Below are 23,513 nucleotides of genomic sequence, written 5' to 3'. Positions count from 1 at the left end.
TATCAATATCCGGGAAGAAGTATTACGCCTGCTCTTGGCATAGGATATGTCTGTTTCCAGACTGAATTTATGTCCATATCTGGACAAAATATAATTGTAACGCCCGTTTCCGGGCTAAAAATCGAACCGCCGGGCAGGCGGGGATAGCTTATTGATACTTGCCCCATTAGGGGCATTGAGTAAGAAGCTCCCACTTCAAATGAAGTTAAGTGGTAAGAGCATGTCACTAAGAACACTCCTGGAATTTGAAGTGTCGAAAGAGAAGATTGTATCAAAAATCTGTGAGGAGTATTCTATAAAGCAAGATGAAGCGGAGCGACTTGTAGGCGAATGCAGTTAGTTCTGAACAGTTACAATAATATGATGAAAAAAGGAAGCAAATTATAAAAATCTGCTTCCTTTTATGTTGTCATAATACCACAAAATCGGTAAAAAATCAAGTCTGGTATCTATCCGGATGTGGTGTTATAATCACTTCCCAATATGAGGATACAAGGGAGGCGAGGACATGAGTGAAAACTGGATGGAGATTTGGGGCAAACAGAATCAGTTAGCGAAAGTAATGGAGACGAATCAGGATACAGTGAAGTATGGACTGACGTTAAGTGAGGCAGATGCTCAACTGATTGTAAGTGAGAGGGGGAATGCTTTGAAGGAACAGAAAAGAGTGGAGTTCGGAGTGGGAATTTCGGTAAAAATAATCTATGAGTTCTGTGATTCAGCTTATATTGATCAGAATAACTATGTGGATACCATTATCCGGCTGCAGGAAATATTTTATTTGTATAAGAATGAGATGCAGGATGAGATTACCGATGACGAACTTTTGCATTTTATGAAGGAACAGTTTGAAACTATCTGTTTTGGAGACCTGGATTATCTGGAGGGAACCTGCCTCAGTAATTTTGCGCAGGTAATCCGCGCGGGGTACAAAGGGCATCAGGGATCCTCCGGATATGGAGAGTATGCGCAATTTGATGAGGTGGAAAGATGGGATTACGAGATGTATCTGGAATCTTTAAAAGATCTTTGCTGGAGGTGACGGAAGATGAATTATGACATGGAAGAACTGATACCGATTGTGGCGAAGCTGGCAGAGAAGTATACGGGATTTGAGAGTACGTCAATCACTTATGAGAAAGCGGAGCAATTGATGGGAGCGGTTATATATTGCATCAATGAGATGGAAAGGGAGGCGGATGGCAGTATCCTATCTTCTGAAAAAATGCCGGCGCTGCAGGCATATGAAATTGGTCTGGAACGTGTGAGGGAAAAAACAGAGGCGGCACTGCGGATTTATAATGAAACCGTGAGGAATTTCAGCGATTATGGTAATATCTGTCTGCAGGAAACTTTTATAAAAGGGATGCCGGAATTTTTCAAATGGTATGATATCAGATTCGAACCTCAGAATACGATTCTTACATTGGATTATCCGATCCTGTGTAACATTCAGGAATACAGTGGAATAGACAGAATTTATGAATATATTGAGTGTATCCGGCTGGAACAGAGTTTTCTGAAACAGTTTCCGGCAGATATGGTGGAACAGATATTAAAAAGGTACAATCCGGGATACAGAGAGATGATTGATAATATATGTGAGATTGTTTATGGGGATGTGGTTCTTCGCATGCTGGAAGGAAGGACACTAGGGGATGATGCGGAAGAATATGTTGAAAAGGCTACAAAAGAATTAATAGAAAAATATTATGATAATGACATACAGTTATTCGAGTATCTCAGGTGTGCACTAAGAGATATCATTGTCCGGTTAAGAATCCGGATGGAAGGGAAAATGGATACGAAAAGGATATAATTCTATTGTATAATAGCTGTAAAGAATAAAAAAGTTAAGAATTTGTTGATGATTCAGGAGGGAAAATGCAATGGAGACGGGTTTGAATCTCTTAATCGTAGAAGATGATGCACTGCTTGCAGAGGCAATCGGGGATTATTTTTCCAGTAAAGGGTGGAAGACGGACGTAGTTATGGATGGAATTCAGGCATTGGATTGGTTCGAGCAGGGGAATTATCAACTGATTCTGTTAGATGTAATGCTTCCGGGGAAAAGCGGATTTGAGGTGTGTCGCAGAATACGGGAAATCAGTGATGTGGCAATATTTTTTATCACAGCCAGGGTTATGGAGGAGGATGAGCTGAATGGATATGCGCTTGGGGCGGATGATTATGTGACAAAACCATTTTCTCTTCCGATTCTTTATGCAAAAGCTATGGCGATGATGGGGCGGATACGGGGAGAAAACCCGGCACGGAGAATGAAAAAGGGAGACATCGAGGTGGATGTGCGGATTCATGAGGTATGGGTCCTGGGGCATCAGAGAGAAATTGCGCCTCTGGATTATGAGATGCTTCTCTTTTTTATGGAGAATCCCAATCGGATTTTCAGCAGAGAACAGCTGTTGATCCGATTCTGGGGGTATGATTTTGATGGAAATGAAAGAGTGGTGGATAATCATATTAAGAAACTCCGAAAGATACTTGATGGAAGCCGGTGCATGATTCAAACGGTGCGAAAGACCGGATATCGAATGGAGGTGCGGCCATGAGAAATGCGAAAAAAAGAAAAGGAAAAGCATTTACAGGAGCTGTTATTGTGGGATTTACCATGCTGTATCTGATCAGCATGTTACTTTCGACCTGGCTGGTAAAGCGAAAATATGATGAAGATTATATGCGGAATTTGAATGTGTGCGCCAGTTCGATTCAAAACATTATTCAGGAAGAGGCCAGAAGCCAGGGGTGGAAATGGGATGAGCTGACAGAGAATCAGACCAATTATCTGAAAATGGTACTGTCTAATATCTATTCATTCAATAGCGCTGATCAGTATCAGATGATATCCGGAGCCATATATAATCCGTATGGTAAATTGGAAGTCAAAAGCCAGAATGTGATCGGAGAGACCTGGCTTTCGGACGGAGAATCGGAGAGAAGGTATCTTTACTATAACCTTTCCGATTATCTGACGGATGACCAGATTAAGGAACTTGCAAAATATCAGGCGACGCTCTATGAAGGGGAATGGCCGGTTCCGTATCTTGTGTTTGCAAAGGCCGAGCAGGAACACTGGGGACTGGCATCTATAACGATTTATAAGATAGAATGGAAGAAGGAAGGAGAAGAGGGGGAGATATCACCCGACCTTCCGGAGCAGTTCCGGAATTACAGCGTGTCTGCAGGGGAGGATGGAAGTAGTTACAGAATCTGTGACAGCGAGGTGGATTGGAAGTGGGAAAATCCTACTGTCGATTCCGGTACGGAGCGGATTAATATGGAATTTATGGGGAAAGTTGCAGACTTCCCGGGGATGCAGTTTGGCATCCGATCATGGGAGAGATGGCAGGAAGACGAGTATCTGCAGAATTTTCCGGAAAAAATTGAAGGACAGCTCTGGATGGCAGGGCTGAATTCGGTGATGCTTAACATGGATGCAGAGTATCCATTTGTGCTTAGTGATATGGTGTTCCCAGTGTATTTCAGTGATGATGATCCGGCAGGAAGTCTGGTGCTTCGAACGACTGCTCATCCGTGGCTGGCGGCAATGGATTATATGAAAATGGTATATCTGGGCGGATTTCTTTTCCTGATATTATGTATGGCAGTGGTAGTACGCTTGATGAATAAGACTTATGAAAAAGAAAGGCGCCTGGAGGAGATGCGAAGAGACTTTACCAATGCGATTGCACACGAATTGAAGACACCTTTAAGCGTTATTCGCGGGTTTGCAGAAAATCTGAAGGAAAATACCGTTGCGGAAAAAAGAAATTACTATCTGGAGAAAATCGTTGAGCAAACAGAAGAGATGGATCAGATGGTGGGGAAAATGTGTGATATCTCCAAGTTAGATTCCGAACAGCTTGTGCTTCAGAAAGAGACGGTAGATGTCCTGGAACTGGTAAAAGGGCAGGAGAAGAAAATTCAGGAACTGATCGAAAATCTGAATCTGGATGTAGAGTATAGGGTGCGCAGTCCATTTGTGGTGGAAGGTGATCCATACTATCTTGGGAAGGCATTTTTCAATCTGCTTTCCAATGCGGCAGAATATAACCGGCGTGATGGTATGATAGAAATCCTTATGGATGAGGAGTGCATTTCCATAGAAAATACAGGTGCGTCCATACCGGAAGAAAAACTTAAGTTCATTGGAAATATGTTTTACAGTGGCAATCAGAGCCGGAGTCGTCAGGCAAAGCATCACGGGTTGGGGCTGTACCTGACGAGGAGGATTCTGGAGCTCCATCACCTGGATCTGAGAATTGAAAATGCGGAAGATGGAGTCCGGGTTACGGTATTCCGGGAATAGGAATCTACACGTAATAGTCACCTACACGCATCGCACCTGCAGCTCCGTAACATGCTCCTCTTCTTCGTCAGTCTGGTGAATATCTGTCCACAGAAGTTCCAGAACCGGGCCTTCAGGGGTCAGTCCCTGTTCGTCGGCATAGCGGAACAGAGCCGGGATATATTCGGCATTCTGGGCACAGTCTCCCCGGTAGCTTACGGTAAGGTAGATGCCGCCGGGGATGGTGTCACGTCCATCCTTATCAATGATAAATACATCGGTGTAGTGGCGGCAGAGTCCCTGCTTTGCACTTTCCAGCGGAATGACGGAGCCGATGCGATTATTGCCGATGATGTAAAGCTTATCTTTGTCTTTGTTTAATAACTGCTTGATCAGAAGATCCATTTCCACATCAATTTTATAACCGGAATGAATGGTGTGGCAATGTCTGACGGGCAGTTCTTTTTTTTCAATGATACCCAGAGGCTGTGTCATTGTATCATGCAGGGTTTCCAGACGGTCTTCAATGTTGGCCTTTAAATCTGCGAGAGCCTGCATTTTATTATTGATTACATCTAATTCTTCCTGCAGCATGGCTTTGGTGCTGGCCAGACTTCGATTGTTCAGATAATCCTTTATTTTCTCCATGGAAAATCCCAGTTCTCTTAAATCACGGATCACATTCAGGCGCCACAGATCGTGAATGTGGTACATTCGATAGTTATTTTCGCCGCGGTGAGGCTTTAAAATGCCTAACTCTTCGTAGTAGCGCAGGGAATCCGGGCCGATATTATAGAGCCTGGAGATTTCGCCGATACGGTAATAGTGTTTCATATCCTGATTCCACCTTTTTGTAAAAAACTCTTGACCTTAGTATTATACCAAGGTTTAAGGTATAATTACAAGAAGAGAAACTCAGGAGGAAATTATGAAACTGGAAGGAAAATCTTTAAAAAGCGATTTTATGAGATTTATTGTACCCTCTATCGTGGCTCAGTGGGTATTTGCACTTTATACTATGGTGGATGGCATCTTTGTAGCAAAGGGTGTGTCGGAAGTAGCGCTGACTGCCGTTAATATTGTAATGCCTTATATTATGGCGCTCTATGCTATTTCTATTTTATTTGCGGTAGGAACCTCTACGGTGGTTGCTATTTTGCTTGGAGAGAAAAATGGAAAGCGCGCAAATGAAGTATTTACACAGAATATTACGCTTCTTACGATTTTTTCTGTGCTGATTACGATTATTGTGATGTTAAATCTGAAAAGTGTTGCACTGTTTTTGGGAGCAACTGAAGTGAATATGAAATATGTATTAGAATATCTGAGAGCAATTGTTCCGTTCTCCGGATTATTCATATTGTCCTATTCTTTTGAAACATTAATAAAAACGGACGGCTATCCCAAGATGGCAACCTTCATTGTAACGGCAGGCTCCGTGCTGAATGTAATACTGGATTATTTTATGGTGATGCGCTGGCATATGGGAATCGGAGGTGCGGCTCTTGCCACGGGAATTTCCCATGTCGTGCTGATTGCCATGTATCTGGTGCATTTCTGCGGAAAGAAGGGAACCATTAAATTCCGGAGATTCCGGTGGGATATACCGGTTATCTGGAGAGAGGTTAAGAATGGAATTCCATCCGGAATTACAGAACTGTCTACGGGACTTATTATTTTCCTGTTTAATCAGGCGATTTTGAAATTTTTAAATGAAGATGCACTGGTCAGCTATACCATTATTTCCTATGTAAATTCCATCGCAGTCATGACGATGGTAGGAATTGCACAGGGATACCAGCCGTTGATCAGTTACTATTTTGGGCAGAAGAGGATGGACAGATGCAAGAAGCTGCTCCGTTATGGAATTGTGGCAGTGATTGTGGCATCTATAGCATTTACGGGAGGATGTCTGCTGGGTGCGGATGGAATTGTGGGTCTGTTCCTGGAAAAGAATATGACGGAGCTTTTTGCATATTCCTCCGGAGTGCTCCGAATCTTTGCATTATCCTTCCTGATTGCAGGGTACAATATCGTTATCGGTGGGTATTTTACCGCTGTGGAGGAACCGGTATCTGCAACCATTATATCCATGGGGCGAAGCATTGTGATGCTCATCCTGAGTCTGGGCCTCCTGACCATGGTCTTTGGAGGTGCGGGAATCTGGTGGAGTCCGCTGCTGGCGGAGGCCCTGACCCTGGTATTTACACTGGTGTTCTTTTTCCGATATCTGAAGAGAATCAATGCTTAATGGATATTTCCTTCCAGATACCGGTAATAATCTTCATTCAGGATCATTTCGGACACCGTAAATTTGTTATATACAATGTTGGCCATAGTGTTCAGGTATTCCTGAGAAATTTCTTCATCCGTAAGCGGAGTGACGGAGCCATTGGATGCATTATAAATGCATTTGCCTGAGATGAAGCTTCGGTTCGGGAAACAAACTAACTGTTCCGAATCAGAGAGAATGTCCTGACCGATCATGAGTCTGGAATCATACTCCAGTCCCAAAAGATTGGAGATGGTGGGCAGGATATCCACATCGTAACAATATTTATCTACTACAACAGGTTCTTCCATGCTGCCGGACCAGATAATGAGGTCATTTTCATACCACTCAATGCCGGATTCCAGTTCGTGTCCGGCAAGCTCGTCACAGACCGGCTTGTCGTTATATGGAATATGGTCTGCTCCGAGGACGATGACGGTGTGGTCCGCGATTCCCCGGGATTCCAGTTCGGCCAGCAATGCGGTCATGGCTTTTTCAAGTTCCAGCTGGCATGCCAGATATCCCTTGGTGGTCTCAGAGCATGGAAGATCTGCGACAGAATCATAATTGCGGTATGACATTTGATTACTGTTTACATCGTACATCATATGTCCGCTGACAGACATATAGTAAGTGTGAAATGGTTCGCTGTCCATGTATTGTGCCATACTTTGATTTATCAGTTCCAGATCAGACTGCGGCCAGTATTCGTGACCGCTTTCGGTGGTCTCCGGCTGGAACCAGTTGCCTGTTCCGTGCCAGTTGTAGCCCATGTTCGGATGGGACAGATCTCTTCCGTAATAGGTATAGCTGTTGTTGTGGTAACCGTTCAGTGTATAATTCAATCGTTCCAGCTGTCGTCCCAAAGTGAAGTACATATTATTCTGGTGCTCTCCGGTCAGTTTCATGGAGACAATTCCGTCTGTAGGAAGCAGACCCGTCAGATTGGCATATTCGCCATCTGAAGTACTGGCGTACCATTCAGGCGTATAGTAGTGATTAAATACAAATCCTTCATTTTTCAGGCGGTACAGCGTGGGAGTCCGCTCCGGGTCAATTACAAATTTTGAAAATCCCTCCGCAGTTATAAAGATTACATTGTATCCTTTGAAAAGTCCGGTATATTCATTTTTGTTTGTGCCGGATTGGGACTGGAAATACTGTGTAAGCTGTACCACATTTTCATTTGGTGCCGAAGTTGTGATTGCATCAAAATCAATATTCAAAATATTTGGTGAAGTATCAATCTCCGGCTCGGGTTCCGGTTCGGGAACAGCGACAGTTTCCGTAGTCACCGGATCCAACTGAAGAGTTTTATCGGGCTTTCCGGCAATCAGATAGTATCCATCCAGACGGTTCATAGTCAGCACACCGAATTCTTCTACCGTCATGTCGGTAGAAAGATTGTGATAGTAAATGTCATAGGCACTGTAGGGTGAGTGACTGGACAGGTTCAGAAACAGAATTGCAATCAGGTAGCATTCGGCGGCAATGCAGAGGCTGGTTTTCAGTGTCTTTGCAGGTTTCTGTGTAAATGCAATCCAATTTTTTCTCCGACCGATCAGAAGAAAAATCACCGGCAGCAGGAGCAAAAGAATACCCAGGAGACTTCCAATAATATTTTTGGAAATAACATCCATAAAGTCAAATGCCTGTCCTGCCACGCCAAGCATACTGAAGAGAGCCAGAAATTTCTGGAAAACAGCATGATAAACAATCTGTGCACAGAAGAAAATGCATAAAATAGAAGTGAGCGCTGTAGTCAGTATAAAAACAGTTCGCTCTCTGAACATACTGCAGATTCCTCCGATGATACAGCCAAACATGGAAGAAAACAGGAAAAGATAAAATAAGTTCCCACAGAAAGTATGGAACATGAGCAAATGAAATGTCATTTCCAGATATAAAATTACCAGTGAAAAAAACACCGGGAGAGAAAGAGGTTTTTTAATATACTTCATGATAAACGAATCCTTTACGCATTTTTTTGATATATTTTACCATGTTTTTACAAAATATGGCAATGAAAATTGTTGAAATAAAACAAAGTCAAAAAAAATGAAAAAAGGGGTTGATTTTTAGAAGGTTTCTGTTATAATAATATTTGTTCGCGGGACAGAGCGGACAACAAAAAAGGCTGATGCGGAATGGTGTAATTGGCAGCACAGCAGACTCTGACTCTGTTAGTAGGGGTTCAAGTCCCTTTTCCGTAGTTCCTTGGCAGGGGCGCCGGATGTTCTTACATCGTAGGCATCCGGTCAAATAACGGAGTGTGGCTCAGCTTGGTAGAGCGCTACGTTCGGGACGTAGAGGTCGCAGGTTCAAATCCTGTCACTCCGATTGAAATTAAAGAAAACCACAAAGCTTGGAGATACGAGCTTTGTGGTTTTTTGTTCCAAATTATTTCCTGGAAAAATCAAAAAGATTATTTCTTTAATTATTGATGTGTCAAACTCCCGAATAGAAAAAAGGGGGACTTGATTTCTCTCATCCCCCAGTGTATAATCTACTTAAGAAAGGTAATCAGATGCAAGATCTGATGCCCTCAGTAAAATTTAATTTATTTCTATGTTAAGACATAGCATCCATCAAACTTTCCCAGGGTTATCGTGGATGCTATTTCTTATTATGTCGGTTATCTATGTAGGTCAAAGCCGCAAAAACTACTAATAGTAAAGTAAGAACTTCCATTGTGTTCATGATTGAGCGATGCCCTCACTCTATATGTGAAAGAAACCAGAAAGAATCTTTTGAACTGTTGAATCTTTCCGGATTTTTGCGTATTTTAATAAAGCTATCAGTTTTTCGCCTTTTTATGCGGTTTCTTTTACTGGGAACAGGTGGCTTCCTGTTCGCTCATTCTGTATCTTTGCGTGCAGTTTATTCAGATTATATCCCATGCACAGTAAAAGAATCTCCGGTTTCACTCAGGATATTTTCATAGGATTCCTGACGCTTCTCTAAGAAACTTTTGGAGATGTACAGACGTTTATATACAAAAGGCGAATTGATTCTACACTATTTATCTATGCCTGTTATCGTGACGATTCTTTCAGCGACAATTGGAAATATATTGGGATACACCGTGTTTAAGAATGTGGTGGTGTCCATGTATTATAATAGCTACAGTCTTCCGGCGTATGAGACAGTATGGAATACGGATGCGTTTTTCAAAACAACGATCATTCCGGTAATTCTGATGTTGGTGGTAAACTTATGTGTAATTATCAAAATGATGCAACATACACCACTACAGTTTTTGCGGCATGATCTGAAGAAAACAAAACGGAAAAAGGCCATGCGCCTTCCAAGATGGAAGTTCCTGAGCAGATTTCGTCTTCGTATCATTTTCCAGAACATCTCCAACTATGTGATTCTTTTTGCAGGAATTTTCTTTATTATGGTTATGCTTGCTATGGCAGTTGGTATGCCGTCCACTCTGAAGTATTATCAGGATAATGTTGCGGATATGATGTTTGCAAAGTATCAATATGTCTTAAAGAACTATGAGAATGAGGATGAGGATATTATTACCACGGTAAACAAAGATGCTGAGAAATTCGGCATGTATTCGCTGCAAAAGAAAAGTGATGAAATAGATGAAGAGGTGTCGGTATATGGTATTATTGAGGATAGCAGGTATGTAGAGATTTCCGGGCTGGAGGAATTAAAGGGAAATGCGATCTATGTTTCAAAACCGTTCAGCGATAAGTATGGTTTGAGGATAGGTGACAGCGTTACACTGGATGAAAAGTACGAGAACAAACAGTATCGGTTTGAGGTTGCAGGAATTTATGACAGATGCCAGAGTATTGCTGTTTTCATGCCACTGGAAAACTATCACAGAATGTTTGATTTAGAGGAAGACGAATTCTCGGGATTTATGTCTGATTCAGAAATAACAGATATTGATGAGGCATATATAGCAACGATGATTACGGAACGGGAGATTACCAAGATGTGTGATCAGTTGGATCACTCTATGGGATCATATATGGAGTATTTCCAAATTCTATGCATCCTGTTGTCGGCTATTCTGATTTATCTTCTTACGAAAATTATCATAGAGAAGAATGAGAATGCTATCTCCATGACGAAAATTTTAGGGTATGAGAATGGGGAGATTGCAAGCCTATACCTTCTTTCCACAACTTGGATACTAATCATTTCGGATGTAATTAGTGTCGTTCTGGGGACATTTGTTATGACACAAGCGTGGAAAACAATTATGTTCAGCTACAGTGGCTGGTTTACGTTTGTTATTGAACCGACAGGATATTTAAAAATGTTTTTATTTGTTTTGATTGGGTATTTGTTTGTTATGTTTTTGGATTTTGCCAGAATTAAGAAGATTCCAATGGATGAGGCGTTGAAAAATATGGAATAGAAGAGAAAAAGCAGATTGCTGGTAATGAGGTAATCTGCTTTTTTCTAATAGATAAGATTTTTCAATATGAATAAAAAGCATTGACGATATAAAGGAAATTGGATATCATACAAGTAGTTAGATAATGCTAACTCACGAAAAGGATGAGAGGTTAAAAGGGTACGCCCGGGAGGGCGTTTTATTTAAAATAGATGGTTAGTAGCAACTAACAGAAAGGAGAATTATTTATGAGCGTAGTAATTATCGGTGGAAATGAATGTATGGTGCGTCAGTATAAGAACTTGTGTCGGGAATATCGCTGTGATGCAAAGGTATATCCAAAACAGAAAAGCAGTCTGAAAGGAATCGGAAATCCGGATCTGCTTGTACTTTTTACGGGTACAGTGTCCCATAAAATGGTGCGTAATGCATTATCTGAGACGAAGGGACAGGATGTAAAGGTTGTACGATCACATACGAGTTCCATTTCGGCATTGAAAAATATATTGGAAGAAAATGCAAAGCAGGAGGAAATGGTATGTCCGATGAAATGATTATTCGCCATGGTTCTCCTACACTTGCAGGATTGAAAACCGGTATTCTTTTTAATTGTTCATACTCGGATAAGGAAGAATTATTGGATACCCTGCGTTCTTTAAATCGCAGACTTGTGCCGAAAGGAGTGCGCATTATTTTGCGACACTCCCATTTCTTTTCCTGCAGGTTGCGTTTCGCTTTCCTTTTACGTACAGAGTAGGTAGAGCATATTTCAAAAAGTACACAATTTGGAATATGGAAAAAGATACGTGAATTTTGTACCGAAATGTATGGATAATACCTTTTGGAATATTCCAGAAGAAATGTCATGGGGCTTTCCGCAATATCAGAAAAAAGGACTGCTGATCAATGCAAGTGCAGAAACTGCTCTGGAAAGAAAGTCGTTCCGGGATAGTGTGATGCACAGACGATGTATCATTCCAGCAAAGCAGTTTTATGAATGGGATTCGGATAAGAATAAAGTTACTTTCCTGAGAGAAAATCAGCCGGTCTTATTTATGGCAGGATTTTACGATCGCTTTCAGGATGAAGATCATTTCATTATCTTAACTACCCAGGCAAATGAATCGGTCAGTCCGGTGCATCATCGGATGCCGTTGATTCTGGAAAAATCAAAATATCTATTCAATGAGAATGTTTTTTTCGATATTCTTTTGGCGTACAACCCATGATATCATAAAATACTTTGCCAAAATAACTGCCGGAATTGAAACCGCAGTCTTCGCTGATATACAGGATGCTGTCGTTTGACTGCAGAAGCTTTTGAGTTGCTATGCTGACTCGGTGTTCCGTCAAAAATTTCATGGGTGATGTTCCCAGATTCCGCTGAAAACATCGTGTACATTCTCTTGTACCGATATTAGCAGAAGAAGCAATATCCTCTAAAGTAATCTTTTCCATGTAATGTGTCTGGATATATTGAATCATTAATTTCATGCGGTCTATATCTGAATTCTCTTTTTGCTTCGGGGCTTTCTGCAGATGTTTTGTTTCTTCAAAAAACATGTTCCAGAACAAAGAAAGCTCCGCGCGAATCAGGAACTCATATCCAGAAGGCTCATCTTCATTTAACTTAATTATTTTTATAACCTTTTCTAACATTTGTATTCTTTGATAAGTGTCTGGAGTGATCTGGTAAATCTGTAATCTGTCATTTTGGGTAATAGGAAGTATATATTTATGTTCCAGCAGACTGCCCGGGAAGCCAGAAATAAAAGTAGTATCAAAAATATGGGCAAATATCTTACATTCGCCTTTTTTCGCCTGTAGTGTATGCAGGGATTCTGAATTGATAAAGACAGCCTGTCCTTTTTTCAATGTAATCATTGAATCATATGTACGTATCTCAACTTCACCTTCTACAACATAATCTATTTCCAATGCAGGATGCCAGTGCCAGGGAATACTCTGATTCATATACTGTTTCATATCACTAAACTGGCATACATAAGGATAAGAATTTTTCTTGTTGGGGAGAAGTTCGCGGTTATCAGGGGTAGGCTGACAGTCGGAGTTAAAAATCATACTTATACCTCGTCTGTAATTTATTAGTTTTTAGTCTGAATTTTATTAGTTTGAAACGTAAAATAGGTATTCTGCCAAATTATCAATGGTTAAAATTCATATATTATGCAAGGGAATTTGAGCATATTATACAAAAATTATTCCGTTTTAACAAGTCTGAATGGTAATTTTTCATGTCTGAAATCAAATTTTTTTCTGAATCAATCATGGTTATAATCATAATCGTAACGGGAATCACAAATCTCATATGAAAGGAAAAGTAAAAATGATAGAACAGAGAAGAAAACGTGCAAGGGAAATTAAAGCTTACGGCACAATTCGAAAAGCAGTGGAAGCAGGCAGTTTAGAACAATTTCAGAATATCAGTCTCAGTGAGGCAGTTGTATTAGGTCTAATCAATCAGGGGGTAAGAACCTTTGTCGGTATCTTTGGACACGGGATGACGGATGTAGGAGAAGTGCTTCGTATTTACGAAGAAGAAGAGGCGGTAAAGACGGTGAGTGTTCGGAATGAAGTGGAGGCTTCTCATGTGGCATCCATGCTTCGTTGGAAATATGGAGAAACTCCGGCAGTGTTTACTTCCATTGGTCCGGGAGCCCTGCAGGCAGTGGCCGGATCACTGGTTGCACAGTCAAATGGATTGGGTGTGTATTATTTGATGGGAGATGAAACCAGCCATAGCGAGGGCCCGAATATGCAGCAGATTCCGAAGAGAGAGCAGGAGTTGTTCTTAAAGCTTTTGTCAACTTTCGGACCGGCCTATTCCTTACATACTCCGGAAGCAGTGTTTACAGCGCTGAAGAGAGGTGATGCTGCGGTTAACGGAGGCGTGAAACATTCGCCGTTTTACATGTTGCTTCCGATGAATATTCAGCCGAAGGTCATGGAGCATTGCAACTTACTGGAATTCCCGGAAAAATCTGCAGAATCCAAGGTAGTCAGTGTTGATTCTGATCTGTATCGCGCAGCAGTAGAAACGATCTGCAGTTCTTCCAGAATTACAGTGAAGGCAGGCGGAGGCGCTGCGAAGGTTCCATCAGATGTGTGGGAAGAGTTTTTAGAGCTTGCAGATGCGGTATATGTACACGGACCGCAGGTTCCGGGATTATATCCATATTCCAAAGAACGAAATATGGGAGTGGGCGGATCAAAAGGTTCTATCTGCGGAAATTATGCAATGGACGAGTGTGATCTTGTTATTACTGTCGGAACAAGGGGTGTCTGCCAGTGGGACAGCTCAGGAACGGCATTTAAAAAGGCAAAAAAAATCATCAATATTAACTGTGATTATAACGATCTGGGACAGTATAACAATTCTGTTCGTATCCAGGGAGATGCAGAAGAAGTACTCTTAAAATTAATTGAGCTGTTGAAAAATGCGGAGAACAAAGCAACAGATCCGGAATGGCTGAAAGAATGCAAAGAGAAACGGGTCGAGTGGGAATCTTACAAACAGTTAAGATATGATCATCCGGTTCTGGTGGATGAGAAACGCGGAAAATCCATTCTTACAGAGCCGGCTGCGATTAAGAAAGCAGTAGATTTTGCAGATGCTCATGGCTGTGTGAAAATATTTGATGCAGGAGATGTGCAGGCAAATGGCTTCCAGATTGTGACCGATGAAAAACCAGGTCAGACAATCACAGACACAGGCTCATCCTATATGGGCTTTGCAGTATCATCAATGCTCGCCTTTGCACTGCAGGGTGGAAAGGATTATCCGGTAGCATTTACCGGAGACGGAAGCTTTATGATGAATCCGCAGATATTAATTGACGCGGTTGAGTATGGACTGAAAGGAATGATCGTGTTATTTGATAACCGTCGTATGGGAGCAATCACAAGCCTTCAGTATGCTCAGTATGACGTGGGATTTAAAACTGACGATACGGTTGCAGTAGATTATGTACAGATGGCAGAGTCTGTCAAAGGTGTGAAGGGATTTTATGGCGGCGAGTCTGTGGAAGAGCTGGAAAAAGCATTAGAGAAGGCATATGCGTATGACGGTCTGTCTCTGATACATGTACCGGTATATTTCGGAAGAGAAGAATTTGGCGGTCTTGGTTCCTTTGGAAATTGGAATGTGGGCAACTGGTGTGAAAGAGTGCAGAAGCTGAAGCATGAAATCGGATTCTAAAATATACAATATGTAATTCAATAATCATAATCGCACTGAGAATTACAAATATCATATGGAAGGAAAAGTAAAAATGAAAGAGCCTAATACAGATAAAGAGGACATTATATTTTGCGGCCGGAATTACTGGTCAGAGGAAATTCTCGATGGATTAGTGAAAAAACGTATTGATGGCAGAGAGTTTTCTGTTTATTGTAATGCGCCGGTTTCTTTGTATGATTCTCTGAAAAATGCGGAAAAGAAGTGGCCGGACAAAATATGTCTTGTAGACGATGACGGTACATTTTTTACCTATGAACGCTTTCTAAAGCTTGTTGACGGATTTTCCACATTCCTTCACAGGGAGTACCGGATAGGGCATGGAAGTCATGTGGGAGTTTTGCTTTACAACAGCTTGGAGTATTGTGCCAGTATTTATGCGTTGAATCGGCTGGGAGCGGTTATGGTTCCACTATCAACCAAGTATAAAGAACAGGAAACAAAGTCCCTCATAAAAAGGGCAGATCTGTCAGGAATCATTTTCCATAAAGATTTTGAAGAATGGTTTCTGAAAGAAGATACAGAGATGTTTCAGCTTTGTATGGATATAGGCAGATTAAAAGAGCTGGCTGTGGAAAACGAAACATGTGCTGCAGAGGATGAGGAGATACTTCCAATCCCGAAAGAAAACGATACAGCGATTATGATGTTCACATCTGGAACAACTTCCAGGAGTAAAGGCGTACTGCTAAAAAATTACAGCGTAATGCATGCAATCATGGTATATCAACGGATATTTCAGATTGACGATACAGACAATACGATTCTCCCCATACCGGCATATCACATTACTGGCTTGGCGGCAGTTATTGGACTATTTATACATGCGGGAGGCTGTGTCTGGCTTCATAAATTTTTCGATGCAAACCGCATAGCAAAAGAAATGGAACAAAAGCCAATTACTTTTTTCCATGCATCGCCGACTATATTCTCTATGCTGCTGACAGAGAAAAAAGAGCATCCGGATATATTGCTACTTGAAAAGATTGCATGCGGAAGCGGTAACATGCCGCAGGCAAAAATACAGGAAATGAAGGAGTGGATTCCTACAATGGAGTTTCACACCGTGTACGGATTAACAGAAACATCTTCTCCGGCAACCATATTTCCTGGAGACGCTGCGGCGGGAGAACACAGAGGCTCAGCAGGACGTCCAATTCCGGGAATAGAGTTTAAAATTTGTGATAGACGGGGTTGTATCTTGAAACCGGGAATGGTTGGAACAGTTTGTGTAAAAGGAACTGTGGTTACATCCGGCTACTACGGAATCGAAAACCAGGAACTCTCAGATGGCTGGTTGGACACTGGGGATATCGGAAGGATCGATCAAGAGGGATATCTTTATATTGTGGACCGCAAAAAGGATATGATTAACAGAGGTGGCGAGAAGGTATGCAGCTACGATGTTGAGAACGTCTTGTATGAAGTTCCGGGTGTACATGAGGCGGCCGTAATAGGAATCCCCGATGAAATATACGGTGAAGTTCCAGCGGCTATGATCGTGCCGGAGAAGAATAAGGCTTTAAAGGAAGAAGACATCCGCGTATATCTTAAAGAACGGCTTGCAAAATTCCAAATACCGGCAGTCATTGTGTTTGCCGGAAGCCTTCCGATGACACCGGGAATGAAAATAGATAAGAATAAGATACGTATTCTGCTCCAGTCAGATTACGGGAGAAAGAAACTATAAGAGTAACTGCAAATACAAAAATTAAAAAGGAGGTCATGCAGAATGAAACAACCAACATTCATAAGTGCAAAAGAAGCTGCAGCAATGATTGAAAGCGGAAGTACGATAGCAACTATTGGTATGACACTTGTCTCGGCATCTGAAAGTATATTAAAAGCGCTTAAAGAAAGATTCCTGCAAGAAAACAGGCCACAGGGACTGACTTTGGTACATTCCTGCGGACAGAGTGACAGAGACAGAGGTATCCAGCATTTTGCACATGAGGGAATGCTGCATCGTATTATTGGAGGGCACTGGGGGCTTCAGCCTAAAATGATGGAACTGATATCCCAGAACAAGATTCTTGCTTACTGTATTCCGCAAGGACAGTTTGCACAGTTATACCGCTCTATGGCAGGCGGAGAGCCGGGGAAGATTACGAAAGTAGGTCTTGGAACTTTTGTAGATCCCCGCATGGAAGGTGGCAAGATGAATGAGCTTACAAAATCTGCGCCGGATATTTCAGATATCGTTACCATAGACGGCGAAGAGTATATGCGTTACCGCCCGATACCTCTTGATTATGTTATTATCCGTGGAACTGCGGTGGATGAGATGGGCAATCTGACTACGGATGAGGAAGCAATGAGCCTGGAAGTGTTCTCAGCAGTCATGGCTTGTAAAAAGTATGGTGGTAAAGTCATAGCTCAGGCAAAATATAAAGTTCAAAACGGGCAGCTTCATTGCAAACGCGTAACGGTTCCCGGTGTATTTATTGACGCGGTAGTCATGTGTGAGAATCCGGAAATTGACCACAGGCAGACACACAGCTTTGCATTTGATCCGGCATACTGCGGCGACATAAAGGTTCCGATCACAAACTCTGATGTTCTACCTCTTACCGTACGTAAGCTGATCGGGCGCCGTGCATTAATGGAGTTATCGGCTAATGATGTATTGAATGTAGGAACCGGGATTCCTAACGATGTGGTGGGGCCGATTATCTCCGAAGAAGGTATTGGAGAAGACGTTACAATTACAGTAGAATCCGGTATCTATGGAGGAATCCCGCTTGGAGGTGTGGATTTCGGAATTGCAAAGAATAATTTTGCACTGATCAGGCATGACGATCAATTTGATTACTATAACGGCGCAGGCGTGGACATCACCTTTATGGGAGCCGGACAGGTAGATCCGGCAGGAAATGTCAATGCTACGAAGCTTGGACCTATGCCTACAGGAGCCGGCGGTTTTATAGATATCACGACGAACGCGAAGCATGTAGTGTTCTGCTCGACCTTTACCGGAAAGGGATTAAAATGTGAGTTTACGGATGGCAGGTTAAATATTGTGCAGGAAGGAAGCCTGATTAAATTCGTGAAGAAAGTAGACCAGATTTCTTATAACGGGCAAATTGCCAGAGATAAAAAACAGAAGATGCACTATGTAACAGAACGGGCAGTATTTGAACTTTGCCCGGAGGGATTGGTGCTGACAGAAATTGCTCCTGGCATTGACCTGAAAAAGCAGGTTTTGGATTTGATGGAATTTGAACCGATCATCAGTCCGAATCTGAAAGAGATGAAGGCAGAATTATTCTGTGGTAACGGTCCGTTTGGCTTAAAGGACTTGATAAGAGCGTAAAAAATAAAATGATGTGCCATGGAGCAGAAGACATATCTTAAAAGGAGTGTTTTATGTTCTGTGCATGATATAAAAAAGAAAAATTTAAAGGAGGTAACAAAATATGAGACTCAAAGACAAGGTGGCAATTGTCACAGGGGCAGGCAGAGGACTTGGCAAAGGGATTGCTATGGAGCTTGCAAAAGAAGGAGCTAAGGTGGTTATCGCGGATGTAAATCTGGCAGATGATACAGTTAAGGAGATTGAGGCCGAAGGAGGAACGGCTGCCTGCGTGAAAGTCAATGTAGCAGAGCAGGAGGACGTCCAGAATATGGTGAAATTCGCAATGGATACATACGGCAGACTGGATATTATGGTAAACAATGCCGGTATCAACCGTGATGGCATGCTGCACAAGATGCCAAAAGAGAATTGGGACAGCGTGATTGCCATTGATCTGACCGGAGTATTCTATGGGACTCAGGAAGCGCTTAAGATCATGAGGGAACAGGAAAGCGGACGTATTATCAACATCTCATCAGGAAGCTGGCTTGGCAATATCGGACAGGCGAACTATGCGGCTGCAAAAGCCGGCGTTGTAGGATTGACAAAGACGGCTGCACGTGAAAGTGCAAAAAAAGGAATTACCTGCAATGTAATCTGCCCGGGATTTATAGAAACCGATATGACATTGAAATTGAAAGAAGTAAAAGACGGAGCTGCATGGGACAGTATGATGCAGAGGATTCCTATGGGCTATGCAGGCAAGCCGTCGGATGTAGGGAAAATGGTCGCATTTTTAGCCTCTGATGACGCGGCGTATATTACATCAGAAGTTATTAACGTAGGCGGCGGAATGATCGTATAGGAGGAAAAAATAATGAATGGATTAAAAGAAGTAGTAGTGGTAAGTGGTGTCAGGCTTCCGGTTGGTTCCTATGGAGGAAGTTTAAAGGATATTTCAGCGATTGACATGGGTGCGATGGTAGTGGAAGAAGCTGTGAAGCGTGCCGGCATCAAGCCATCTGATGTAGACGAGGTTATTGTAGGCCAGGTCGGAGAAGTTGCTGAAAATGGATTTGTTGCAAGGGCGATCAGTTTAAAAGCAGGACTTCCAAAGGAATGTACGGCATATTCTGTTAACCGTCAGTGTGGCTCCAGCCTTCAATCTATTGCGGATGCGGTCATGGAGATCCAGACAGGTTTTGCAGATGTGGTTGTTGCGGCAGGTGCAGAGAATATTTCACAGCTTCCTTATTATGTAAAAGACGCAAGATGGGGAGCACGTATGGGACATAAGTCTTTTGAAGATGGTGTAATTGATATCCTTACATGGCCTTTGGACGGTAACCATAATGGCGTAACAGCGGAAAATGTAGCTGAGAAATATCATGTATCAAGAGAAGAACAGGATCGCTTTGCGCTGGAGAGCCATCAGAAAGCCTGTGCTGCGATAAAAGCTGGGAAGTTTAAAGATGAAATCCTTCCAGTAGAACTGAAAGACCGAAAGGGAAACATTGCAATATTTGATACAGACGAAGGCCCGCGGGATGGACAGACGATTGAGAAGCTGGCAAAGCTCCGTCCATGCTTTGTAAAGGGCGGGACAGTAACGGCCGGAAATTCTTCTTCTCTGAATGACGGTGCGGCGGCAGTCGTTGTGATGTCTATGGAAAAAGCAAAAGAGCTGGGAGTAGTTCCGAAGCTTAAGATTGAGGGTTATTCAGTAGCCGGGTTTGATGCAGAGCTTATGGGTTATTCGCCGAAGTTTTCCAGTGAAAAACTGGCAAAAAAACTGGGACTGGATTTGAAATCAATTGATATGTTTGAAATCAATGAAGCATTTGCAAGTCAGGCGTTTGCGGTATCCCGTGATTTAGGTCTTGATATGTCAAAGGTCAATATCTATGGAGGTGGTATTTCCATCGGACATCCAATTGGAGCGACCGGATGTATCTTAACGGTAAAGGTGCTCTATGAATTGATGCGTACAGATAAAAAGGATGCAATGATTTCTATGTGCATTGGCGGCGGTCAGGGAATCTCAATGTATTTTACAAAATGTTAATTGTAAACGGAAAGGAAAGCTATGAAAACAGAAAAAGTAAAAGTTGGACTGATAGGTTTAGGACTTGTATCAGATTCGCATATTAAAGCATTTCAATCACATAGGAATGCGGAAGTTGTGGCGGTTTGTGACCTGGACGAAGATCACGCAAAAGAAGTGGTCGCCCAGTATAAAATTGCAAAATATTATACGGATTATAATGAGATGCTCAAGGATGAGGATATTAATCTAATTGATATCTGTACTCCTACATTCACCCATGTAAATATGACGGTTGCAGCGGCAGAGGCAAAGAAAAACATTTTGTGTGAAAAACCTTTTTGCATGAATCTGGAGGAAGGAATTCTTGCATGTGAAGCGGTAAAGAAAAACGGTGTGACATTAACGGTAGAGGAATCCTATCGTTTTATGACATCCATTTTGAAGGCAAAAGAAATGATTGATGCCGGGGAAATTGGGAAACCGACCCAGATTAGACAGCGGTTTGGAGAATGGATTCCAAAAGAAGGAGTTTTAGACAATCGTGAAACAACAGAGCTCCACCGGGGATGGAGAATGAACACAGATAAAGCTGGTGGAAACGGATTTCCATGGATGTTTGATCACTGCGTCCACTTCTTTACAGCAGCAGAATATCTGATGGGAAGTAAAATCACAGAAGTATATTCTTTAATGGCGGACAATTCCTGGATGCATAAGAATACGGAAGATAAGGTGGAAATGTCGCTGCATGGCGGAACAGAGATCGGCGATATTGCAATGCTGACATGGAGCTATGAGGATCCAGCCTGCAAGGGAGTCTGGATGCGTGCAGAAGAAATGAATGGAAAATATGATTACATGACAGGCTTGTGGCAGCACGCCGTGCTGGAACAACTGCCGCGTTGGATCAAATAAATAAGTATTTTACAATTCTTGAAATGCCGGTCATATCTTCGGTTTATTGGAATATGGTTCATGGCGTTGAGCCGAAAGAAGTTGAGCAAGATATGGAGGGACTTCAGGTAATGAGGACTTTGGCTCGGAATATGACATATTATATGAAATGCAGGGAGGCCGCAAAAGAAGTGGGAATCGTACTCCCGGAACGTGAAGAGCCAGTGGGAACAAATTTTATTCGGTAAGGTTATTTATTAGGAAAATGAAAGTGATGTTTTTACTCCTTTTGACAATATGATAATCACCTATGGAATAGGGTGATGTGTTTCCCAGGAAAGGAGTAGACATGAAAAGAAATTTAAACGCACAGGCCGTTCTGGAAACAGACAGGCCGATATCGGAAAAGAAGCTGTCAGGAATAGGTGATTTTCTGGGGCTTTATGGCGGCGAACATATCGCTGCGACAGAATTTGTCTTTGGCGCAACGATGGTTACATGGGGCTGTTCAGCAAAGATGATCCTTCTTGGATTATTTATCGGTAATATACTGGCAACCTTGTCCTTTACATTTACCTGTGCTGTTATGGCCACAAGGACACGGCTGACGCTGTATAGTTATCTGAAAAAGATATTAGGACCCTATGCACAGAAATTTTATACGGTTGTGTGGGCGCTTGCCAGTACACTGCTTGCGGCATCGGGAATCTCAGTATCGGGTTCTGCACTGAAGGAAATTGTCGGAATCGGCGTTCAGCAGGAATGGTATCCTACCAGCCTCGGCTTTATAGCGATTGTAGTGATTTTGGGAGTGGTTGTAACATTTGTCGCAGCAAATGGATTCCAGGCATGTGCTAAATTTGGAAGCACATGTGTACCATGGATGATATTGATCTTTTTTGTAGGAGCATTGGTTTCTCTACCGCAGATTGCGAACGCGACAGGAGCATCTGTTTCATCTCTGTCTGATGTATGGGCGTTGTTTGATAATAACGTCGGAATCAAGAGTGGGATGTCAACCGGAGATTTTGGCATCGGTCATATCATCTGCTTTGCATGGGCAAATAATCTGGCATGGCATATGGGACTGAATGATATGGGACTCTTCCGGTTCGCGAAAAATTATAAATATGGTTATATTTCCGCAGTAGGAATGTTCATCGGACATTTCTTTGCATGGACCATGGCTGCATTCATGGGGACAACGGCTGCCTCTGTACTGAAGATCACGATGGCACAGTTAGATCCCGGACTAACTACAAATACTGTATTAGGGGCTACGGGGCTTTGTGCTGTGGTTGTTGCAGGCTGGACAACAGCGAACCCGACAATTTACCGGTGTGCTTTGTCTGTCAACAGTTTTCTCCCGAAGCTGTCGCATAAGCAATCGACATATTTGGTGGGGATACTTATGACAGTCCTTGCTTGTTTCCCGATGGTACAGAACATACCATACATTGCTTTGCTGTTATGCTGGGTAACTGTGGCAGTGGGCGCCATGTGTGTGGTGGAAGAATTGTTGTTTCCGAGGATTGGCTATACGAAGTACTGGTCTATGTATAAAGAACAGAATATCAATATACCGGCAATCATCACATGGGTTGTCAGCATTCTGTTTGTAGTAACTATGCTGACGACAGGATTACTGGATCGCTATTATATCTTTATGCCTGCATGGATCATATCTGCGGTGCTGTATACGGTACTGGCGGGAATCTTTGGTGCAAAAGGGGATTACAGGAAGGAAGAGGAGGAAGAAGCAAAGTTCCAGAAAGATTTGAAGGAACTTGTAGATAAGAAGGCTGATGAAGAACTGGAAAATGCAGGAACAGAAGAAAAGCAAAATTCGCTTATAAAAATTCTTAAAGCAGTATCATACGCTGTGCTTGCAGTTCTTTTGCTTATCTCAGTCATGAACTTTACAGGAAATATGGAACTGGGAGTATTTAAGAACCTTTCATTTATACTTACAATTTTATATTTTATTATGAATGGTACGACTACTTTTATCAGTTTCAGGAACCAAAAGGTCGTGATTCAATAATCAATGTTCCTGGTAATGAAAGGGAACTGGA

General features: G+C 42.2%; 19 protein-coding genes, 2 tRNA genes and 2 pseudogenes. 19 read left to right on the top strand and 4 right to left on the bottom strand.

The annotated features are described in order from the left end of the window. Nucleotides 1-508: 508 nt before the first annotated feature. From ACQRCC_RS14385 to ACQRCC_RS14370, 4 genes are all read left to right on the top strand, one after another. The gene (locus tag ACQRCC_RS14385) at nt 509-1,042 is read left to right on the top strand and encodes a DUF6323 family protein (RefSeq protein WP_427851447.1); all 534 of its coding nucleotides are present in this window, start codon (nt 509-511) and stop codon (nt 1,040-1,042) included. A gap of 6 nt (nt 1,043-1,048) precedes the next feature. Beyond that, nucleotides 1,049-1,819 carry a DUF6179 domain-containing protein gene (locus tag ACQRCC_RS14380; RefSeq protein ID WP_427851446.1) on the top strand — a complete coding sequence of 257 codons (771 nt, stop codon included), beginning with the start codon at nt 1,049-1,051 and terminating at the stop codon, nt 1,817-1,819. Nucleotides 1,820-1,889: 70 nt separating this feature from the next. After that, on the top strand, nt 1,890-2,570 hold the full coding sequence (locus ACQRCC_RS14375) for a response regulator (protein WP_427851445.1): 681 nt from the start codon (nt 1,890-1,892) through the stop codon (nt 2,568-2,570). Beyond that, nucleotides 2,567-4,327, top strand: coding sequence for a sensor histidine kinase (locus ACQRCC_RS14370; RefSeq protein WP_427851444.1), 1,761 nt, complete (start codon nt 2,567-2,569; stop codon nt 4,325-4,327). Before ACQRCC_RS14375 ends, ACQRCC_RS14370 begins: the two co-directional genes overlap by 4 nt. Nucleotides 4,328-4,348: 21 nt before the next feature. Here ACQRCC_RS14370 and ACQRCC_RS14365 read toward each other — a convergent pair whose 3' ends face one another. After that, nucleotides 4,349-5,140, bottom strand: coding sequence for a MerR family transcriptional regulator (locus tag ACQRCC_RS14365; protein ID WP_427851443.1), 792 nt, complete (start codon nt 5,138-5,140; stop codon nt 4,349-4,351). Between the two features lie 94 nt (nt 5,141-5,234). Between ACQRCC_RS14365 and ACQRCC_RS14360 the strand changes: the two genes are divergently transcribed. Next, on the top strand, nt 5,235-6,557 hold the full coding sequence (locus tag ACQRCC_RS14360) for an MATE family efflux transporter (RefSeq protein ID WP_427851442.1): 1,323 nt from the start codon (nt 5,235-5,237) through the stop codon (nt 6,555-6,557). Here ACQRCC_RS14360 and ACQRCC_RS14355 read toward each other — a convergent pair. After that, nucleotides 6,554-8,539 (bottom strand): LTA synthase family protein, encoded by a 1,986-nt coding sequence (locus tag ACQRCC_RS14355; RefSeq protein WP_427851441.1) that lies wholly within the window; start codon nt 8,537-8,539, stop codon nt 6,554-6,556. The genes ACQRCC_RS14360 and ACQRCC_RS14355 overlap by 4 nt on opposite strands. Nucleotides 8,540-8,719: 180 nt before the next feature. Here ACQRCC_RS14355 and ACQRCC_RS14350 point away from each other — a divergent pair. Both ACQRCC_RS14350 and ACQRCC_RS14345 read left to right on the top strand, forming a co-directional pair. Further along, a tRNA-Gln gene (locus ACQRCC_RS14350) sits at nt 8,720-8,791 on the top strand. Between the two features lie 53 nt (nt 8,792-8,844). Beyond that, nucleotides 8,845-8,918: transfer RNA gene (locus ACQRCC_RS14345), tRNA-Pro, on the top strand. A 473-nt stretch (nt 8,919-9,391) separates the two neighbouring features. On the opposite strand, the pseudogene ACQRCC_RS14340 reads toward ACQRCC_RS14345, so the two are convergent. Further along, a pseudogene (locus ACQRCC_RS14340) lies at nt 9,392-9,569 on the bottom strand (IS5/IS1182 family transposase); the annotation flags it as partial. Between ACQRCC_RS14340 and ACQRCC_RS14335 the strand changes: the two are divergent. The 4 genes from ACQRCC_RS14335 (at nt 9,556) to ACQRCC_RS14320 (ending at nt 12,173) form a co-directional block, all read left to right on the top strand. Next, nucleotides 9,556-10,965 carry an ABC transporter permease gene (locus ACQRCC_RS14335; RefSeq protein ID WP_427851440.1) on the top strand — a complete coding sequence of 470 codons (1,410 nt, stop codon included), beginning with the start codon at nt 9,556-9,558 and terminating at the stop codon, nt 10,963-10,965. The pseudogene ACQRCC_RS14340 and the gene ACQRCC_RS14335 sit on opposite strands and share 14 nt — an antisense overlap. Nucleotides 10,966-11,192: 227 nt before the next feature. After that, nucleotides 11,193-11,498 (top strand): DUF2325 domain-containing protein, encoded by a 306-nt coding sequence (locus tag ACQRCC_RS14330; protein ID WP_427851439.1) that lies wholly within the window; start codon nt 11,193-11,195, stop codon nt 11,496-11,498. Then, a complete protein-coding gene (locus ACQRCC_RS14325) occupies nt 11,483-11,701 on the top strand; it encodes a hypothetical protein (RefSeq protein WP_427851438.1) in 219 nt (72 codons plus the stop codon). Before ACQRCC_RS14330 ends, ACQRCC_RS14325 begins: the two co-directional genes overlap by 16 nt. A gap of 49 nt (nt 11,702-11,750) precedes the next feature. Continuing rightward, on the top strand, nt 11,751-12,173 hold the full coding sequence (locus ACQRCC_RS14320; protein WP_427851437.1) for an SOS response-associated peptidase: 423 nt from the start codon (nt 11,751-11,753) through the stop codon (nt 12,171-12,173). On the opposite strand, the gene ACQRCC_RS14315 is transcribed toward ACQRCC_RS14320, so the two are convergent. After that, nucleotides 12,127-13,026: a helix-turn-helix domain-containing protein gene (locus ACQRCC_RS14315; protein ID WP_427851436.1), complete on the bottom strand. Its 900-nt coding sequence runs from the start codon at nt 13,024-13,026 to the stop codon at nt 12,127-12,129. The genes ACQRCC_RS14320 and ACQRCC_RS14315 overlap by 47 nt on opposite strands. 265 nt (nt 13,027-13,291) lie before the next feature. On the opposite strand from ACQRCC_RS14315, the gene ACQRCC_RS14310 reads away from it, so the two are divergent. From ACQRCC_RS14310 to ACQRCC_RS14275, 8 genes and pseudogenes are all read left to right on the top strand, one after another. Next, complete coding sequence (locus ACQRCC_RS14310; RefSeq protein ID WP_427851435.1) at nt 13,292-15,163, top strand: thiamine pyrophosphate-dependent enzyme; 1,872 nt, start codon at nt 13,292-13,294, stop codon at nt 15,161-15,163. 73 nt (nt 15,164-15,236) lie between these two features. Beyond that, nucleotides 15,237-16,892 carry a class I adenylate-forming enzyme family protein gene (locus ACQRCC_RS14305; RefSeq protein WP_427851434.1) on the top strand — a complete coding sequence of 552 codons (1,656 nt, stop codon included), beginning with the start codon at nt 15,237-15,239 and terminating at the stop codon, nt 16,890-16,892. Nucleotides 16,893-16,934: 42 nt separating this feature from the next. Beyond that, nucleotides 16,935-18,515 carry an acyl CoA:acetate/3-ketoacid CoA transferase gene (locus ACQRCC_RS14300; RefSeq protein ID WP_427851433.1) on the top strand — a complete coding sequence of 527 codons (1,581 nt, stop codon included), beginning with the start codon at nt 16,935-16,937 and terminating at the stop codon, nt 18,513-18,515. Nucleotides 18,516-18,618: 103 nt separating this feature from the next. Beyond that, nucleotides 18,619-19,362, top strand: coding sequence for a 3-oxoacyl-ACP reductase FabG (gene fabG, locus ACQRCC_RS14295; protein ID WP_427851432.1), 744 nt, complete (start codon nt 18,619-18,621; stop codon nt 19,360-19,362). Nucleotides 19,363-19,374: 12 nt separating this feature from the next. Then, the gene (locus ACQRCC_RS14290) at nt 19,375-20,562 is read left to right on the top strand and encodes a thiolase family protein (protein WP_427851431.1); all 1,188 of its coding nucleotides are present in this window, start codon (nt 19,375-19,377) and stop codon (nt 20,560-20,562) included. A gap of 21 nt (nt 20,563-20,583) precedes the next feature. After that, complete coding sequence (locus ACQRCC_RS14285) at nt 20,584-21,459, top strand: Gfo/Idh/MocA family protein (RefSeq protein WP_427851430.1); 876 nt, start codon at nt 20,584-20,586, stop codon at nt 21,457-21,459. Continuing rightward, nucleotides 21,411-21,686, top strand: a pseudogene (locus ACQRCC_RS14280) (flavodoxin family protein); the annotation flags it as partial. The gene ACQRCC_RS14285 and the pseudogene ACQRCC_RS14280, both read left to right, overlap by 49 nt. A gap of 101 nt (nt 21,687-21,787) precedes the next feature. Then, the gene (locus tag ACQRCC_RS14275; RefSeq protein ID WP_427851429.1) at nt 21,788-23,482 is read left to right on the top strand and encodes a hypothetical protein; all 1,695 of its coding nucleotides are present in this window, start codon (nt 21,788-21,790) and stop codon (nt 23,480-23,482) included. Nucleotides 23,483-23,513 lie beyond the last annotated feature (31 nt).

The sequence above is a fragment of the Sporofaciens sp. SGI.106 genome (assembly GCF_050314255.1).
Taxonomy (GTDB): Bacteria; Bacillota; Clostridia; order Lachnospirales; family Lachnospiraceae; genus Claveliimonas.
The sequence above is the reverse complement of the archived record's forward strand: the minus strand, read 5'-3'. Positions and strand labels throughout refer to the sequence as shown.

What these genes read in the sequence shown, in the direction of transcription:
- ACQRCC_RS14385 (WP_427851447.1), top strand. Translation starts at nt 509, where the DNA reads ATGAGTGAAAACTGGATGGAGATTTGGGGCAAACAGAATCAGTTAGCG.
- ACQRCC_RS14380 (WP_427851446.1), top strand. Translation starts at nt 1,049, where the DNA reads ATGAATTATGACATGGAAGAACTGATACCGATTGTGGCGAAGCTGGCA.
- ACQRCC_RS14375 (WP_427851445.1), top strand. Translation starts at nt 1,890, where the DNA reads ATGGAGACGGGTTTGAATCTCTTAATCGTAGAAGATGATGCACTGCTT.
- ACQRCC_RS14370 (WP_427851444.1), top strand. Translation starts at nt 2,567, where the DNA reads ATGAGAAATGCGAAAAAAAGAAAAGGAAAAGCATTTACAGGAGCTGTT.
- ACQRCC_RS14365 (WP_427851443.1), bottom strand. Translation starts at nt 5,140, where the DNA reads ATGAAACACTATTACCGTATCGGCGAAATCTCCAGGCTCTATAATATC.
- ACQRCC_RS14360 (WP_427851442.1), top strand. Translation starts at nt 5,235, where the DNA reads ATGAAACTGGAAGGAAAATCTTTAAAAAGCGATTTTATGAGATTTATT.
- ACQRCC_RS14355 (WP_427851441.1), bottom strand. Translation starts at nt 8,539, where the DNA reads ATGAAGTATATTAAAAAACCTCTTTCTCTCCCGGTGTTTTTTTCACTG.
- ACQRCC_RS14335 (WP_427851440.1), top strand. Translation starts at nt 9,556, where the DNA reads ATGTACAGACGTTTATATACAAAAGGCGAATTGATTCTACACTATTTA.
- ACQRCC_RS14330 (WP_427851439.1), top strand. Translation starts at nt 11,193, where the DNA reads ATGAGCGTAGTAATTATCGGTGGAAATGAATGTATGGTGCGTCAGTAT.
- ACQRCC_RS14325 (WP_427851438.1), top strand. Translation starts at nt 11,483, where the DNA reads ATGTCCGATGAAATGATTATTCGCCATGGTTCTCCTACACTTGCAGGA.
- ACQRCC_RS14315 (WP_427851436.1), bottom strand. Translation starts at nt 13,026, where the DNA reads ATGATTTTTAACTCCGACTGTCAGCCTACCCCTGATAACCGCGAACTT.
- ACQRCC_RS14310 (WP_427851435.1), top strand. Translation starts at nt 13,292, where the DNA reads ATGATAGAACAGAGAAGAAAACGTGCAAGGGAAATTAAAGCTTACGGC.
- ACQRCC_RS14305 (WP_427851434.1), top strand. Translation starts at nt 15,237, where the DNA reads ATGAAAGAGCCTAATACAGATAAAGAGGACATTATATTTTGCGGCCGG.
- ACQRCC_RS14300 (WP_427851433.1), top strand. Translation starts at nt 16,935, where the DNA reads ATGAAACAACCAACATTCATAAGTGCAAAAGAAGCTGCAGCAATGATT.
- fabG (WP_427851432.1), top strand. Translation starts at nt 18,619, where the DNA reads ATGAGACTCAAAGACAAGGTGGCAATTGTCACAGGGGCAGGCAGAGGA.
- ACQRCC_RS14290 (WP_427851431.1), top strand. Translation starts at nt 19,375, where the DNA reads ATGAATGGATTAAAAGAAGTAGTAGTGGTAAGTGGTGTCAGGCTTCCG.
- ACQRCC_RS14285 (WP_427851430.1), top strand. Translation starts at nt 20,584, where the DNA reads ATGAAAACAGAAAAAGTAAAAGTTGGACTGATAGGTTTAGGACTTGTA.
- ACQRCC_RS14275 (WP_427851429.1), top strand. Translation starts at nt 21,788, where the DNA reads ATGAAAAGAAATTTAAACGCACAGGCCGTTCTGGAAACAGACAGGCCG.